The sequence below is a fragment of the Kribbella sp. NPDC003505 genome, assembly GCF_040610875.1.
Lineage (GTDB): Bacteria > Actinomycetota > Actinomycetes > Propionibacteriales > Kribbellaceae > Kribbella.
This window is the reverse complement of record NZ_JBEXNA010000002.1, coordinates 54,016-70,300: the sequence shown is the minus strand read 5'-3', so window position 1 is coordinate 70,300 and position 16,285 is coordinate 54,016. Positions and strand designations below refer to the sequence as shown.

At 69.8% G+C, this 16,285-nt stretch carries 14 protein-coding genes; 7 read left to right on the top strand and 7 right to left on the bottom strand.

Annotation, left to right across the window (positions count from 1 at the left end; all coding sequences use genetic code 11):
- Positions 1–132: 132 nt before the first annotated feature.
- The gene (locus ABZX12_RS04775; protein WP_355689859.1) at positions 133–660 is read right to left on the bottom strand and encodes a hypothetical protein; all 528 of its coding nucleotides are present in this window, start codon (positions 658–660) and stop codon (positions 133–135) included.
- 179 nt (positions 661–839) lie between these two features.
- On the opposite strand from ABZX12_RS04775, the gene ABZX12_RS04770 reads away from it, so the two are divergent.
- The gene (locus ABZX12_RS04770; RefSeq protein ID WP_355689857.1) at positions 840–3,974 is read left to right on the top strand and encodes an amidohydrolase family protein; all 3,135 of its coding nucleotides are present in this window, start codon (positions 840–842) and stop codon (positions 3,972–3,974) included.
- Between the two features lie 26 nt (positions 3,975–4,000).
- On the opposite strand, the gene ABZX12_RS04765 is transcribed toward ABZX12_RS04770, so the two are convergent.
- Positions 4,001–4,603, bottom strand: a complete 603-nt coding sequence (locus ABZX12_RS04765) for a TetR/AcrR family transcriptional regulator (RefSeq protein ID WP_355689855.1) — start codon at positions 4,601–4,603, stop codon at positions 4,001–4,003.
- An 88-nt stretch (positions 4,604–4,691) separates the two neighbouring features.
- Between ABZX12_RS04765 and ABZX12_RS04760 the strand changes: the two genes are divergently transcribed.
- Genes ABZX12_RS04760 through ABZX12_RS04750 form a run of 3 tightly spaced genes read left to right on the top strand, consistent with a single transcriptional unit; the run spans position 4,692 to position 8,639 of the window.
- On the top strand, positions 4,692–6,104 hold the full coding sequence (locus ABZX12_RS04760) for an MFS transporter (protein WP_355689854.1): 1,413 nt from the start codon (positions 4,692–4,694) through the stop codon (positions 6,102–6,104).
- Positions 6,105–6,127: 23 nt separating this feature from the next.
- The gene (locus ABZX12_RS04755; RefSeq protein WP_355689852.1) at positions 6,128–8,293 is read left to right on the top strand and encodes an efflux RND transporter permease subunit; all 2,166 of its coding nucleotides are present in this window, start codon (positions 6,128–6,130) and stop codon (positions 8,291–8,293) included.
- Between the two features lie 13 nt (positions 8,294–8,306).
- Positions 8,307–8,639, top strand: coding sequence for a cupin domain-containing protein (locus ABZX12_RS04750; protein WP_355689851.1), 333 nt, complete (start codon positions 8,307–8,309; stop codon positions 8,637–8,639).
- Positions 8,640–8,662: 23 nt separating this feature from the next.
- On the opposite strand, the gene ABZX12_RS04745 is transcribed toward ABZX12_RS04750, so the two are convergent.
- Positions 8,663–9,772 carry a Gfo/Idh/MocA family oxidoreductase gene (locus ABZX12_RS04745; protein ID WP_355689849.1) on the bottom strand — a complete coding sequence of 370 codons (1,110 nt, stop codon included), beginning with the start codon at positions 9,770–9,772 and terminating at the stop codon, positions 8,663–8,665.
- 61 nt (positions 9,773–9,833) lie between these two features.
- Here ABZX12_RS04745 and ABZX12_RS04740 point away from each other — a divergent pair, with 61 nt between their 5' ends.
- The 3 genes from ABZX12_RS04740 (at position 9,834) to ABZX12_RS04730 (ending at position 12,437) form a co-directional block, all read left to right on the top strand.
- On the top strand, positions 9,834–10,814 hold the full coding sequence (locus tag ABZX12_RS04740; RefSeq protein WP_355691299.1) for an ATP-binding cassette domain-containing protein: 981 nt from the start codon (positions 9,834–9,836) through the stop codon (positions 10,812–10,814).
- 83 nt (positions 10,815–10,897) lie between these two features.
- Complete coding sequence (locus ABZX12_RS04735) at positions 10,898–11,641, top strand: ABC-2 family transporter protein (protein WP_355689848.1); 744 nt, start codon at positions 10,898–10,900, stop codon at positions 11,639–11,641.
- Entirely contained in the window at positions 11,634–12,437 is an 804-nt protein-coding gene (locus ABZX12_RS04730; RefSeq protein WP_355689846.1) for an ABC-2 family transporter protein, read from the top strand. The genes ABZX12_RS04735 and ABZX12_RS04730 overlap by 8 nt, the downstream gene beginning before the upstream one ends.
- A gap of 1 nt (position 12,438) precedes the next feature.
- On the opposite strand, the gene prs is transcribed toward ABZX12_RS04730, so the two are convergent.
- The 4 genes from prs to ABZX12_RS04710 are packed head-to-tail and all read right to left on the bottom strand — an operon-like array spanning position 12,439 to position 16,285.
- The gene (gene prs, locus ABZX12_RS04725) at positions 12,439–13,416 is read right to left on the bottom strand and encodes a ribose-phosphate diphosphokinase (protein WP_355689845.1); all 978 of its coding nucleotides are present in this window, start codon (positions 13,414–13,416) and stop codon (positions 12,439–12,441) included.
- Between the two features lie 37 nt (positions 13,417–13,453).
- Positions 13,454–14,479, bottom strand: a complete 1,026-nt coding sequence (locus ABZX12_RS04720) for a GntG family PLP-dependent aldolase (RefSeq protein ID WP_355689841.1) — start codon at positions 14,477–14,479, stop codon at positions 13,454–13,456.
- Complete coding sequence (locus ABZX12_RS04715) at positions 14,476–15,849, bottom strand: class II 3-deoxy-7-phosphoheptulonate synthase (RefSeq protein WP_355689840.1); 1,374 nt, start codon at positions 15,847–15,849, stop codon at positions 14,476–14,478. The genes ABZX12_RS04720 and ABZX12_RS04715 overlap by 4 nt, the downstream gene beginning before the upstream one ends.
- Before the next feature lie 43 nt (positions 15,850–15,892).
- Positions 15,893–16,285: a DUF2237 domain-containing protein gene (locus ABZX12_RS04710; RefSeq protein ID WP_355689838.1), complete on the bottom strand. Its 393-nt coding sequence runs from the start codon at positions 16,283–16,285 to the stop codon at positions 15,893–15,895.

The following is a 16,285-nucleotide window of genomic DNA, read 5'->3' as shown; positions in this document are numbered from 1 at the left end:
GAAATCGATTGCCCATCAGATGGACCCCATCCCACGACCTCGCCATCTGAGGGGCCAACCCCTCGGCTGGAGGGTTGCCCGCTCAGAATCCGAGGGGGCAAGCCACCATCTGAGGGGTCAACCCCTCGGCGATCAGCAGGGGCGGACCTCGGCGTCGAGGCCGTGGGGGAAGGAGAGGCAGGCCCACGGGCGGCCTTGGTCGCGGTGGGCGCGGACGATCAGCGGGTACGCGTCCGCGCCGCGCACCCGCGGCGTCTTCTCGGTCGGCACCGAGCCGACCGCTCCCCCGCGCGCCTCGGCCGCGGCCTTCACCTCCGCCACCGACACCGTGCTCCGCGCGTCCTTCTGCGCCGCCTCCTTGGCGTCGGTCGCGACCTGCAGCGCGAAGTCGATCTCCGGCGGCTTCGACCAGATCGTCTGCGTCACCGGAATGATCAGCCCGAACATCGCGAGCCCCACCCCCGTGACGACCTGCCGCAACCGTCGCGTCTGGTCGGTCAGCAACAGCGCAGCACAACACACCGCGAGCAGAACCGTGAACCCGCGCAGAATCCAATGCCGATCCAACCGGCTGTCGACCGCCAGCCCGGCCCCGACCGCGACCACCAAGCAGAGCCCGGCCGCACCCAGCGCCCGAGCCCGTGGAGACAGAGATTGCATGCCGCAGACGATAGACGCACAACACCCCCGCCCAACCACACGCCCTGGGTCGCGACCGGCCGTTCGGCGCAGGGAAGTGGCCGTTGGGCGCGGGGCGCGCCGGTCAGGATCGTGTGTGCGGGACGGTGCTGGCAGATTCGTCAGGGTCCCACCGCCCCCTAGGGATTGGACCCGATGACGTGACCGAGAACCCTGGTTCCTGGAGCATCTCGCGCCGGCGTGCGCTGCAACTCGGCGGAGGCGCCGCGGCTGTCGGCGCCGTACAGCTTCCGACCCTGCCGTCCGAGGCGAGCACCGACGCAACCGGCGGCAGTCAGGCCGTGCTGCGCGAGGGCACGAATCTGATGGTGTCAGTGTCGCCGGACGGGAAGTGGCTGGCGTTCGACCTGGCGACGGCGATCTGGGTGACGCCGGCCGCGGGCGGTACGTCGCGCCGCCTCACCGACGACCTGCAGGACGCGACCCGCCCGCGCTGGGCGCCGGACGGCCGGTCGATCGTGTTCCAGTCGTACCGTGACGGCAACTTCCACCTGTGGTCGATCAGACCCGACGGCACCGGCCTCCGCCAGCTGACCAGCGGACGATACGACCACCGCGAGCCGCACGTCACACCCGACGGCCGCTCGATCGTGTTCTCGTCCGACCGCGGCGATCTCCACGGCCCCGGCAACGTCGCGGGCAGCTACGGCATCCACCGCCTCGACCTCGCGACCGGCGCGATCGTGGCGCTCACCGACGACGCCGGGGAGGAGGCCGAGCCGACCGTCTCACCCGATGGCCGGAAGCTCGCGTTCACCGTCGACACCAGCTCGATCGTCGAACTCGACCTCGCCTCCGGTGTCCGCACGACGATTGTCGACAATCAAACGGGAATCACGCTCTTCGGCCCGTCGTACTCGCCCGACGGCAGGCTCGCGTACGTCCGCCTGACCGGCCCGACCTGCGATCTGATTGTCGACAATCAGCAAGTCACCCACGGACAGGACGTCTTCGCAGTCCCACCCTCCTGGGCCTCGACGGACCTCTTCTACACAGCCGACGGGACCGTCCACCGGTACAGCGCCGACGGCGAGCACACCGTCGTACCGTTCGCCGCGGCTGTCCCCGTGACGTCGCGACGCCCGCGCCCGAAGGCGCCCGACCTGGAGTCGACGAGCCGGCGCACGGTGCGCGGGATCGCGAGTCCGACGGTCTCACCGGACGGGAGGTGGCTCGCCTTCCGCGCGTTGAACGCGATCTGGGTGGCATCGACGGACGGCAAGGCACAGCCCCGCAAGGTGGTTGCCGACGGCTACTTCAACTCCGACCCGGACTTCTCGCCCGACGGCCGCACCTTGCTCTATGCCAGCGATCGCGACGGGACGGCGGACCTGTGGCTGCACGACCTCGCAACCGGCACGGACACCAAGCTGTCAGGTCTCCCCGGCGCGCAGACCGCACCGCGTTTCGCTCCGGACGGACAGCGGATCGCGTACCAGGACCAGGACGGGATCGCCTGGGTTCTCGACGTCGGGTCGGGCGAGGTCCGCCAGGTCACACCGACGCTGTTCCAACCCGGCCGGGTCAGCTGGTCGCGCGACGGCAGGACGCTCGTCCTCGCCGCGGTGAAGCCGTTCTCGAAGCGGTTCCGCGAGGGCACGAGCCAACTGCTGTACGTCGACGTCGCGACGGCCGCGCTCGAGTACGTCGAGCCGATGCCGTTCCGCTCGCTCGCCACCCGCGGCGACGACGGCCCCGTGTTCTCGCCCGGCGGCACACACCTCGCCTTCGTCGTGGAGAGCCTGCTGTACGTCGTACCGGTCGACGCCCGCGGACGCTTCACCGGGCAACCGCGGGCAGTCACCGACGAGGTCACGGACTCCCCCGTCTGGCAGGACAACGACACGTTGCTCTACCTGCACAACGGAACGTTGCGCAGGACAACCGGCGGCCGGGCCGAGACGGTCAAGCTCGACCTGCAGTACCGCCGGGCGACCATCAAGCAGCACGTCACGATCCACGCCGGCGCACTGTGGGACGGGCGTGCGACCACGCTCCGCCGGGACGTCGACGTAGTGGTCGACGGCGCGCGCATCGCCGCCGTACGCCCGCACGCCGGACGCGCCGACATCGACGCGTCCACGCTGACCGTGATGCCCGGGTTGATCGACGCGCACAATCACTGGCATCTGCGCGGACGGGCGTGGGGTGCGCGGCAGGGCAACCTGTGGCTCGCGTACGGCATCACATCGACGCGTTCGCCGGGCGATCCCGTGTACCAGATGCAGGAGACACGGGAGGCGCTCGTCAGTGGCGCCTTGCGCGGGCCGCGATACTTCGCGACCGGCGAGGCGATCGACGGGTCGCGCGTGTACTACAACTTCATGCGGCCGACGTTGTCGCTGCGGCAGCTCGGCCTGGAGATCGATCGGGTGGAGGGGCTCGCGTACGACCTGGTGAAGACGTACGTGCGCCTGCCGATCGAGTACCAGCGCCGGGCGATCGCGCTCGTCCACCGGCTCGGGCTGCAGCTGTCGTCGCACTACCTCTATCCCGCGGAGCATCTCGGCATGGACGGGATGGAGCACACCGGCGCGACGAACCGGCTCGGGTACTCGCACACGGTCAGCCGGCTGGGACGCGCGTACGCCGACGTGGTGACGCTGTTCACGCGGGCCGGGCTGTCGGTGACGCCGACGCTGTTCAACTCGACGATGGCGCACGTCGACGACCCGTCACTGCTCACGGACCGCCGTACGACCACGCTGTATCCGTCGTGGGAGTACAACGCGCTGCTCGCCGAGGTGAACACCGCGCGCGGACCGGCCGGCGTCACCACCCGCGAACTCCTCCGCGGCAACGTCGACATGGTCCTGCGCATCCACCGCGGCGGCGGCCTGGTCATCTCCGGCACCGACACCCCGCTCGACAACATGGCCGTGTCGCTGCACGCCAACCTCCGCTCGATGGTCGCGGGCGGCTTCACGCCGTACGAGGCGCTCACCACCGCGACGCACAACCCGGCGAAGTGGCTCAACCTCGAGGACCGACTCGGCGTCGTGAAACCAGGAGCCCAGGCCGATCTGTCCTTCGTCACCGGCGACCCGCTCGCCGACATCCGCGCAGCCGCCGCCGTCGACCAGGTCATGATCGCCGGCAACCTCCACACCGTCGACGACCTCCTCGCGCCGTACGCCTCAAGCGCCCGCACCCAACCCGCCGTCCACACCCCGAACGCCCCACAACCCCTGACCCGCGCCGAAGCCCACGCCCACGACGCCACCTACTGGTGGCACGAACCCGAATGGCTCCACCGAGCCTGCTGCGAGGGCTAGGTGCTGTCTGGTCGCCAAGCGGTCGATCAGCGCGCGGAAGGCGTGCAGACGCTCAGGATGCTCTCGACGACGGCCGTCTCCGCGTGGTCGTCGTCGAGCCGGCCGGCGACGACCTCGGCGGCGGCCGCGTGCATCAGCGTGAAGCAGGCCGTCACCAGCCACTCGACGGCCAGATCGGTGCGGAAGGCTCCGGTTTCCTGTCCCCTGGTCAGCAGCTCGGTGAGGCGGTCGAGGTGCCGGGCGTGATGCTTGCGGACGCGTCCGGGCGGTAGCTCGCGCTCGGCGACCGCCAGGACGGCTCGGAACCGGTGGACGATCCGCCAGCTCGACGCCACCAGCTCTCGGAGTGCCTGCTCCGGGTCCCCGCTGACATCGACCGTCTGCAGCGTCTCGTCGGCCTGCGTCGTCACCCGCTCGAAGACTGCGTCCACCAGATCCACGCGCGCCGGGAAGTGCCCGTAGAGCGTTGCCCGGGCGACGCCGGCCGCGCGCGCGATCACCGCGACGGTCGCCTCCGGATCCGCCGCCAGGCACTCGGCTCCGGCGTCGAGGATCGCCGTGATACTGCGGCGCGCGTCCGCGCGCGGTGCTCGGGCCGAGGCGGCGGCGGGCAGCCGTGAGGCATTCACTCCGACGATCTCCAATCTTGTACATCCGTGTCCAAGTTATGTTACCGTCCCTAACCTGGACACCGATGTACAAGATAAGGATCGAGTCATGGTTCACTCCACTGCTCAGCCACCGGCCGCGGCCCGGTCGCTGACCGCTCGCCAGGCGGCTGCGGTCGCCGTTCTGGCCTGTGCGCAACTGATGCTGGTGCTCGACGTGACCGTCGTGAACGTCGCGCTCCCCGACATCGCCGCGGATCTCGACCTGGGCCGTACGACGACCACCTGGGTGATGACGGCGTACACCACGCTGTTCGGCGGGCTCGTGCTCGTCGGCGGGCGGATCGCGGATCTCCTGGGTGCTCGCCGGGTGCTGGTGCTCGGGATGGTGCTGTTCGCAACGGCCTCGCTGGCCAGCGCCCTCGCCCCCGGAGCCGCGACCCTGCTCGCCGGGCGAAGCGTTCAAGGAATCGCGGCGGCGTTGCTCTCCCCAGCCGCGTTGGCGGTGCTGCTGGGCCAGGTCTCGGGCGCCGGACGCGGGCGGGCCCTGGCGATCTGGGGTTCGCTGAGCGCGGTCGGCACCGCGGTCGGCGTATCCCTCGGCGGGGTCCTCACCTCCACACTCGGCTGGCAGTGGATCTTCGCCATCAACGTGCCGATCGCCGTGGGGATTCTGATCGCCCTGCCGATCGTGACGTCGCCCGTGGCCGCCTCCCCCGCGCGACTCGACCTGACCGGCGCGGCGCTCGTGACGGTGGGTACGGCGTCGATCGTCTACGGTCTGGTCGGCGCGGGCAGCGTCGGTTGGACCGATCCGCTCACCCTGCTCTCGCTGGCCGCGGGCATCGCGCTGTGGATCGTGTTCGGCGTGGTCGAGAGCCGCACCAAGGATCCGGTCCTTCGCGTCTCGCTACTTGCCGAACGCCCGGTCCTCGCGGGTGTCCTGCTGATGGTCGTGGCGACGGGCCTGATGGTCGGCAACTTCTTCATCGGCTCGTTCGCACTGCAACGTGCCTACGGCGACGGCCCGTTGCGCGTGGGGCTCGAATTCCTCCCGGTGGCCTTCGGGGTCGGCTTCGGCGCACATCTCGCCGGTCATGTGCTGGAACGCGTGCCGGCCCGATCGGTGGCGACCGTCGGCCTGGCGCTGGCCGCTGCCGGTGAGGCGACCGTGCTGCTGGCTGGTTCCGGCCGGGCCGTTCTGGTCGCCGGGGTCGCGGTCGCAGCACTCGGGATCGGCGCAGTGTTCGTGACCGCGTTCACCTCCGCACTCGCGACGGCCGGTGCGGCCGAAGGCGGTACGCGATCGGCGGTCGTCAGCACTGCCCACGAACTGGGCGGGGCGTTCGGTGTCGCCGTGCTGTCCACGATCGCGGGCTCGGCCCTGACCGCGACGCATCCGGCACCCGAATCCTTCGACAGCACGTTCGCCGTGGCGGCGGTCGTCGCCGCGGTCGCCGCGGTGATCGCGGTACCGCTGGTCCCCGCCGTACGGCGGACCGCCGCCGCGCCGCACCACTGATCATCGATCCGAAAGCAATCGCCATGTTCACAGACACGATGCGCGCCGCACAGGCGCGCCTGAGCGACCCGGTCGTTCGCAGGCCGAAGGTGGTCCTGTTCGCCGCACTCCTGCTGGCCGTCGTCGGCGGCTTCGTGGCAGGGCCGGCCTTCGAGAGGCTCGCCGCCGGTGGATTCGATGATCCCGGCAGCGAGTCCGTGCAGACTTCGCAACACGTCGCGAGCCGGCTGGGCATCCAGGCTCCTGATCTTCTGGTCTTGTACTCCAGCGACGACTTCACCGTCGACGACGCGCGGTTCCGCACCGCCGTCGGAGCGGCCGAGAACGAACTGCGCGCCAGGCCTGAGGTCGTGGACGTCGAAGGCTTCTTCGACCGTGGCGACCAGCGATACGTCTCCGCCGACCGGCGCCAGACCTACGTCGCGATCCATCTGAAGGCGAGCGACGACACCGAACGGCGCGAAGCCTTCGAGCGGATCCGGGACCGGCTCTCCGCCGACGGTGTCCGGACCGACATCGGCGGCGACGTCGCGATCCAGTCGGACGGTGACGAGATCACCGCCGCGGACGTCGAACGCGCGGAGCTGTACGCCTTTCCGCTCGTGCTCGTGCTGTTGTTCCTGATCTTTCGCGGCCTCGTCGCCGCCGTGCTCCCGCTGCTCGTCGGCGCCCTGGCCATCCTCGGCGCTCTCACCGCGGTCAGGCTGCTCGAGACCGTGACCTCGGTGTCGAGCTTCGCGATCAACACGATCTCGTTGCTCGGGCTCGGGATGGCGATCGACTACTCGTTGATCATCATCACCCGGTATCGCGACGAGCTCGGACATCACGACGTACCGGCGAACGCCGTGCTCGCAACACTCCGGACCGCCGGGCGCACCGTCGTGGTCTCCGGATCGACGGTCGCGCTGTCGCTGGCGAGCCTGCTCGTGTTCCCGATGCCGTTCCTCAAGTCGATGGCGTACGGCGGGATGGCGGCGGTCGGTGTGGCGATGCTCTGCTCGGTCACGGTGCTGCCCGCCGCGCTCACGCTGATCGGCCGGCGGATCGACGCACTCGGGCCCCGTCGGCGGCCGCGCCGGAGCCCGGAGGATCTGGCCGAGCGCGGCCGCTGGGCGCGGTTCGCCAGGGCGGTCATGCGGCGTCCGGCGGTGGCCGTCCTGGCCGTGGTCGTCGTACTCCTGGCGCTCAGTTCGTCGGTGACGCATCTTCGCTTCGGCGGTTTCGACGAGCGCGTCCTGCCCGGCGACGCCTACTCGCGGATCGGCACGGATCGTCTGCGGGCGGCGTTTCCGTCCCTGAACGCGGCGCCCATCGAGGTGCTCCTCACCGGGCAAGACACCGACCGCGTCCAGCGAGAGGTGCAGGCGATCGACGGGGTCACCGGCGTTGCTCCCGCGACTGCGGGCGACGGGGAGGTCTTGCTGGCGGTCAGCTACCGGGACGCGGCAGGGTCGCCGCAGACGCGACAACTGGTCGACGACATCCGCGCCCTCGACGGACGGAACGGTGTGGACGTCAAGGTCACCGGGCCACCCGCCGCGTTGCGGGACCAGCTGGCCGGCCTCGCCACCGGGCTGCCGGCGATGCTCGGCGTGATGGTTCTCGTGACGCTGGTACTGCTGTTCCTGGCGTTCGGCTCCGTCGTCCTGCCGCTGAAGGCGGTCGTCGTCAACGCGTTGTCCGTCGCCGCCACGCTCGGCGTCCTCGTCTGGGGATTCCAGGACGCCCATCTCGCCGGGTTCCTCGGCTTCACGCCCACGGGTGACCTCGAGCCCACCACCTTGGTGCTGGTCGTCGCACTGCTGTTCGGCCTCGCGACCGACTACGAGGTGTTCCTGCTCTCCAGAGTGCGCGAGGAATGGGACCGCGGCCACGACTCGGCGACCGCCGTCGTCCGGGGACTCCAACGCAGCGGCGGCCTGATCACCGCCGCCGCACTGCTGCTCGGCGTCGTCACGGCAGGCTTCGCCACCGGCGCCATCGTCATCTCGAAGATCGTCGGCGTCGGGATGGTCGTCGGCCTGGCGATCGACGCCGTACTGGTCCGCGTGATCCTCGTCCCCGCCACCCTGCGCCTGTTCGCCGGCGCGAGCTGGTGGCTTCCCCGCTTCCTCCGTCCGCTCCACCAACGGTTCGCGATCCGCGACGAGCCCACTGAGAACGAAAGCGAGATCTGCCATGTCTGACATCAGTACGGTCGTGATCACCCGCGCCGACGGCCGGAGCGACGGTGACGACTGGACCGAGGACTTCAAGGAGCTTCCGGGCGGTCCCGGCATCTCCCTCATCCTGGAATCGACCACCCAGGAAGGCCACGGGCCCCGGCTGCACCTGCACCACTACGCCGAGACGTTCATCATCCGCCGTGGTTCCGCGACCTTCACCATCGGCTCCGAGGACGTCGTCGGCCGCGCAGGCCAGATCCTCGTCGTCCCCGCGGAAACCCCCCACAAGTTCCGCACCGGTCCCGGAGGCTACGAAGCTGTCCACATCCATTCCAATCCCACGTTCGAAACCGTGTGGCTCGAATGACGGCGAACTCGTCGGCGAGGTTTCTAGAAGATGGTCGTGAGGTCCTGGGTCCGGCCGGTGGCCGACGCGCGGTACGCGGATTCGATGATGTCGATGACGTGCCGTGCGTGCTCGGCCGTGACGATGGAGGGGGTGTCGTCGCGGACCCAGTCGACGAGTTGCATGACGTCCTCGTACACGTGCTGCTCCTCGATGTCCCGGTGGATGCCGGTGACGTGTGGGAGCAGCGCCTGGTTGCCGGGGCCGCGGGGTGACAGTTCTGCCGGGTTGCGGCCGGGGAAGTCGAAGGGCTCGCCGTTGAGGAGCAGGCCGTCGATGGTTCCCGCCGTACCGTAGTAGGCGCCGCCGAAACCGCCGCGCATCCCGCCCGCCGCGGTGCCGGTCGCGACGCAGAACAAGTTGTCGCCGAAGTCGATCAGGATCACGGTGTTGTCGTCGGCATCGGTCTGTACGTCGCCGCGCAGCGGGATGCGTACGCCGGACATGGCCGTGACGCGCTTCGCCGGTCCGAGGATGCCGGTCACGGAGTGCAGCGCGTACACGGTCATGTCGTACAGCGGACCGCCGCCGGGTTTGCGGAAGTACCACGACGGGTCGATGTTCGTCAGCACGTCGTTGCCGCCGCGGACGGACTCGTTCTCGTGGTACGTCCCGAACGCCGCGCCGCAGCTCACCCACGACAGCGTCCCGATCGCGCCCTCGCGGATCAACTCCCGTGTGCGGACATGATGCGGCCGCAGCATCTCGCCCGGCGACGCGACGATCCGCAGGTCGTTCTCGGCTGCGAGTTCGATCAGCTCGGTGGCCTCCGCGACGGTGATCGTCATCGTCTTGTTGAAGTGCACGTGCTTCCCGGCCTGCAACGCCAGCTTCCCCTGCTCGTAGTGCAGCCCGATCGGCGACGCGATCGTCACCGCGTCGACATCGCCACGCGCCAGCAGCTCCTCGTACTCCGTGAACGCCTGGCCGACCCCGAACTTCGCGGCCGCCTCCTCCGCCCGTCCAGGCACGGGATCGCACACCGCTGCCAGGGCCACCCGGTCGGCGAGATCGGGCTGCGACAGGTGCGGGAGAAGCCCGCGCACCGAAATACTTCCCGCCCCGACAACACCCATCCGAACGGTTTCGGCCATACCCGTAATCCTATTTCCTGGAGGGCTGAGCTGTCGTTGTCATAGGTTGGTCAGCGTGCCGATGATCGAGGTCGCTGAGCTGGTCAAGGAGTTCCAGAAGCCGCAACCGACGACCGGTCGCCTGTCCGGCATCCGGCGGCTGTGGGCTCCCAGGAGCGCGGTGCGTGCGGTCGACGGCGTCAGTTTCGCCGTCGAGCGTGGGGAGATGGTCGGCTACCTGGGCGCCAACGGCGCCGGCAAGTCCACGACCATCAAGATGCTCACCGGGATCGTGGTACCCACCTCGGGCACGGTGCGGGTCGACGGCCTGGTGCCCTGGGCGAATCGCCGCAGGCACGCGCACAACATCGGGGTCGTGTTCGGGCAGAAGACCCAGCTCTGGTTCGACCTGCCGCTGCGCGTCTCGCTGGAAACCATTCGCGACCTCTATCGGGTCGGCCCGGCCGAGTACGCCGCACGGATCGACGAGTTCGACGAGGTGCTGCAGATCAAGGACTTCCTGGACACGCCGATCCGGTCCCTGTCGCTGGGACAACGCATGCGCGGCGATCTGGCCGGAGCGATGCTGCACCGCCCGCAGGTGCTGTACCTGGACGAACCCACGGTCGGTCTGGACGTGGTCGCGAAACAAGCCCTCCGGGACTTCATCGCGGAGCAGAACCGGGTTCACGCCACCACGGTGATGATCACCACGCACGACATGGACGACATCGAGCAGCTGTGCCGGCGCATCGTGATGATCGACAGCGGGCGTGTCGTGTACGACGGGGACCTCGCGACCCTGAAGCGGCGTTACCTGCCGTTCCGCGAGGTGGTGGTCACTCCGACGGAGGGTGCGGACCCGACGTCCATCCGGGCGGAGCACGCCGACCGGCTGGAGAACTCCGACGGCACGGTCTCACTGCGCTTCGATCCGGGACGGACCAGCGCCGCGGCCGTGATCGCGCAGGCGACGTCGGTCGCCGAGATCGCCGATCTGCACGTCAACGAGCCCAAGCTGGAGGATGTAGTCCGGCTGATCTATGCCGAGGCCGAGCGGTGACCGGCGCATCCCGGGTTCTGCGATCCGAACGACCTGCCTGGGTCACGCCGTGGTCGATGGTTCGACTCGGTTCCAGGAACGCGTTGTTCTTCCGGGCGAACGTCGCACTGTCCATGGTCTCGGTCGCCCTGCAGACGGTCCTGCTCGTGACGGTGTGGCGTGCTGTCTACACCAACCGGCCCGCGGTCGCGGGTATCAGCGAGTCCGACGCGGTCAGCTATGCGGTGATCGCGATGCTGCTGTGGCATGTCGCCCTGCCGTGGCAATTGTCGTCGATCCCCGAACGGGTGCGCGAGGGAACCATCGCGACAGACCTCATCCGTCCCGTCGGGGTGGTGGGGCAGAGCCTCCTGCAGTCCGTCGGAGCAATCGTCGGCGCGATCCCCGGAGTCGTGGTCGGCCTGGCCCTCGGCCTCGCGCTGGGAGGGCTGACGCCGCCGGCGACCGCTGCCGCGTTCCTCGGCTTCCTCCTCACCGCTGCGCTCGGCTGGTTGCTCGCCGCGTTGCTGAACCTCGCTGTGTCGATGGTGGCGTTCTGGACGACCGACACGCGCGGACCGTTCTACGTCTACCGAGCCATTGCCAGTTTTGCTTCCGGCGCGCTTGTCCCGCTGTGGTTCATCCCTGCGTCGCTGCGCCCGTTTCTCGATGCGCTGCCGTTCGGGCTCCAGGTCTTCGCCCCACTGCAGCTCTGGCAGGGACAGCAGCCACTCGGCGGGCTCGCGAGCGTCCTCGCGGCGCAGCTCGGTTGGCTGGCGGCTTCCACGGCCGTCGTTGCGCTGGTCAGTTGGCGCGCCTTGCGCAAGGTGGTGATCAACGGTGGCTGACCTGATCCGGGACTTCCGCATCCTGCTGCGCGTGGCGTGGCTGACCGAGCTCGAGCACAAGGCCAATCTCTTCATCTCCGTCATCGGCGCGCTGGCGTTCAACGCCGGACAGCTGCTGTTCATCGGAGTACTGCTGCACGCCTTCGGGTCGATCGGCGGCTGGACTCCGGCCGAGGTGCTGGTGCTGTTCGGCATCCGGATGGCGAGTCACAGCGTGTACGCCTTCTTCTTCCGCAGGACGGTCGATGTGGACCTGGTGGTGCACACGGGAGAGTTCGATCGCTATCTGTTGCGTCCGACCAGCCGGTTCCTGCAGTTGCTGATGCGCCGCTTCAACCTGCAGCAGATCGGCGACGTGATCATTGCCGGTGCGATCCTCGCGCTGGCCCTGCCCCGGGCGTCGATCTCCTGGCATCCGCTCCTCGCGGTGTGGCTCGCCCTCGCGATCGCCGCCGGCGGGCTGCTCGAGGGCGGGCTCCAACTGGCCCGCGGCGCACTGGCGTTCCGGTTGCGGAACACGCAGTCGCTGACGTTCCTGATCGACGCCGTCCTCGGCACCTACGGCAACTTCCCGCTGCAGATCTTCGGGCCGGTCGGAGCCGTGCTGTTCACGATCCCGCTGCCGTTGGCCTTCGTCGCCTGGATCCCGGCCGCCATGGTCACCGGGCGGGTGGATTCGCTGTGGTTCCCGGCGTGGCTGGGATGGCTGAGCCCACTGGTGGGAGTGGCTTGCATGGCGGCGGCGATCGCCTTCTTCACCCGGCAGTCCCGGCACTACTCCAGCCCTGGCTCCTGAGTCAGAACGGGAGCTTGGGCTGCGGTGGGGCGTGGGTGGGGTCGACGCCGTCGAAGAGGCTGCTGACGGATTCACCGTCGTGGATCCGGGTGATGGCTTCGGCGAACAGGCCGGCGACCGAGGTGACCTGGAGTTCGGGGAAGCCGTCGGGGCGGGGGACGGTGTCGGTGCTGATGACCTCGGTGATCGAGGGGTGGGCGCGGAGGCGTTCGACGGCGGCGCCGGCGAACAGGCCGTGGGTGCAGGCGACCGCGGCGGACGTGCAGCCGCGGTCCTTCAGGCGGTCGAGCAGCTCGATGATGGAGCCGCCGGTGGCGATCTCGTCGTCGAGGACGATCGCCTGCTTGCCGGCCACGTCGCCGACGATGGCGTCGATGACGACGCGGTCGTCGGCCAGCCGTTGCTTGCTGCCGGCCGCGACGGGTACGCCGAGCAGCCGGGCGAACTGCGTCGCGGTCTTCGCGTTGCCGAGGTCGGGGCTGACGACGACGGTGTCGGACAGGTCGCGGCCGCGGAAGTGGTCGGCGAGGACGCCGATCGCGGTCAGGTGGTCGACCGGGACCGAGAAGAACCCGTGCACCTGCGGCGCGTGCAACGCCATGGTCAGGACTCGGTGTGCGCCGGCCGTGGTCAGCATGTCGGCGACGAGCCGGCCGCCGATCGAGATCCGGGAGGCGTCCTTCTTGTCGGACCGCGCGTACGCATAGTGCGGGATGACCGCCGTGATCTGCTGCGCCGAGGCTCCGCGGGCGGCGTCGATCATCAGCAGCAGCTCCATCAGGTGCTCCTGCGTCGGGGGCACCAGCGGTTGCACGATGTACACGTCGCGCTGCCGGCAGTTCGTCTGCAGTTGGACCTGCAGGCAGTCGTTGCTGAAACGATGGATCTCGACCGGAGAAAGCGGTACGCCGAGATCCCTGCAGATCTGCTCCGCCAACTCGGTGTGGGCACTTCCGCTGAACACGACGATCTCTCGCACGGCTCTCCCCGAACGCTGCGACCCCGACAGCTGCACCCTAACCGATCAGTCGCGCGAGGGTTTCCGCGGCCGTACGGCAGTCGGCCGCCGATGCGTCCAGGTGCGTGACGATCCGCAGCTGCGTCGCGCCGACACCCCCGACGAGTACGCCGGCGTCACGCGCCCCGGCCACCACCTCGGGCACGGTGTGACCGGTGCCGGCCAGATCGACGACCACGATGTTCGTCTCGACCTGGTCGGGCTTCACCGCACCGGGCGCCGCGTCCGCGAGCACCGCGGCGATCGCGCGGGCGTTCGCGTGGTCCTCGGCCAGCCGCTCGACGTTGCGCTCGACGGCGTACAGCCCGGCCGCGGCCAGGACGCCGGCCTGCCGCCAGCCCGCGCCGAGCCGCTTCCGCCAGATCCGCGCCTCGCGGATCAGCTCCGCCGACCCGACCAGCACCGAGCCGACCGGCGCGCCGAGGCCCTTCGACAGGCAGACGCTGGCCGCGGCGGCCCGGGAAGCGAACGACGACACCGTACGACCGGTGGCGACGGCGGCGTTCCACAACCGGGCGCCGTCGAGATGCAGCGGCAGCCCAACGGCATCCAGCTCGTCGGCCAGGGCGTCGTACGAGTGCTGGATCGACCCGCCGCCGAAGTTGTGCGTGTTCTCGACCGAGACGGCCGACGTCACGACGAAGTACGGGCCGAGGTCGGGAGCAATCAGCGACCGGATCTGCTCCAGGTCGATCTGCCCCGACGGCGCGCTCCAGGTCCGGGTCGTGACACCGGCTGACACGGCGTGCGACCCGAGCTCGGCGCGGACGATGTGCGCACCGGCCTCGCACAGCACCTCGCCGCCGCGCGGGACCAGGGCCCGGACGCCGAGCATGTTCGCGAGCGAGCCGGTGACCGTGAACAGCCCGGCCTCGTGCCCGAGCAGCCCGGCGACCCGCTCCTCCAGCGCGTTGACGGTCGGGTCCTCGCCGTACACGTCGTCGCCGACCGGGGCCGACGTCATCGCGGCCAGCATCTCCGCCGACGGACGTGTGACGGTGTCCGACCGCAGATCGACAGTCATGCCTGTGCGCCCCGCAGCCGCTCCGCGACCAGGAACGCCAGCTCGAGCGACTGGTGCCGGTTCAGGCGCGGGTCGCAGGCGGTCTCGTACCGGTTGACGAGGTCCTCCGCGACCAGCTCCTCGCCGCCGCCGAGGCATTCGGTGACGTCGTCGCCGGTCAGCTCCATGTGGACGCCGCCCGGCCAGGTCCCGACCTGCTCGTGCGCGTCGAAGAAGCCCTGGACCTCGTCCATCACGTCGTCGAAGTTGCGGGTCTTGTACCCGTTCGGGGTCTCGAAGGTGTTGCCGTGCATCGGGTCGCACACCCACGCGATCGGCGAACCGTGGTCGCGGACGGCCTCCAGCAGCGGCGGCAGGGCGGAGCGGATCTTGCCAGCGCCCATCCGGGTGATGAAGGTCAGCCGGCCCTCGATGCCCTTCGGGTTCAGCTTGTCGATCAAGGCCCGGATGTACTCCGGGGTGGTGGTCGGGCCGATCTTCACGCCGAGCGGGTTCGACAGCGAGGCCAGGAACTCGACGTGCGCGCCGTCCAGCTGCCGGGTCCGCTCCCCCACCCAGAGCAGGTGGCCGGACACGTCGTACGGCTGCTCGGTGCGCGAGTCGATCCGGGTCAGCGCGTGCTCGTACTCGAGGATCAGCGCCTCGTGCGACGCGTAGAAGTCGACGGTCTTGAACTCGTCGGACGTCGCGCCGCAGGCCCGCATGAACGCGAGCGCGCGCTCGATCTCGGACGCCAGCTGCTCGTAGCGGACGCCGACCGGGGACGACTTCACGAAATCGGTGTTCCAGGCGTGCACCTGGTGCAGGTCGGCGTACCCGCCGGTCGTGAACGCGCGGGTCAGGTTCAGCGTCGCGGCGGCCGCGTTGTACACACCGCGTAGCCGCTGCGGGTCCGGGATCCGGGACTCGGCGGTGAAGTCGAAGCCGTTGACGGCGTCACCGCGGTACGACGGCAGCGTCACGCCCTCGCGGGTCTCCTCGCCGGACGACCGCGGCTTCGCGTACTGCCCCGCGATCCGGCCGATCTTCACGACCGGCACGCTGGCGGCGTACTGCAGGACGACGGACATCTGCAGCAGCACCCGCAGCTTGGCCCGGATGTTCTCCGCGGTCACGCCCGCGAACGTCTCGGCGCAGTCGCCGCCCTGGAGGATGAACGCCTCACCGCGAGCGACCGCCCCGATCTTCGCGGTCAGGTCGTCGCACTCACCGGCGAACACCAGCGGCGGCAGCGTCCGGAGCTCGGCGATCACCTGCTCCAGCACCTCTCGATCCGGCCACTCCGGCTGCTGCAGCGGCTTCAGCCCGCGCAGCTCGTCCAGCGTGGGAACCCCGGGAACCTGCCCAGCCGTCAACGTCGCGAATTGCATGGAGCCAACTCTAGGCGAACCCGCCGGACGCAGCGTGAACGTCTCAGGCCAGCGAGCGGGGGTCCGGCGGGACGTCGACGGCGTGTGCGCGCAGCACCGAGAGCGGGATCGTCTCCAGCGCCCGCGCGTGCGTGGACGCCAGGACGACGGGAGCCGCGGCGCCGTCGTGGTACGCCTGGAGCCAGCGGCCGGCCACGACGCACCAGCGATCGCCCGGCCGGAGCCCGGCGAAGCTGTACTCCGGGCGGGGTGTGACCAGGTCGTTCCCGACGGACGCCTGATGGGTCAGGAACTCCGTGGTCATCACCGCACAGACGGTGTGACTGCCGAGGTCCTCGGGCCCGCTCGTGCAGCAGCCGTCGCGGTAGAACCCGGTGACGGGATCGGTCCCACACTCCTCGAGCGGCTCGCCGAGCACGTTCAAGTCGCTGTCCAT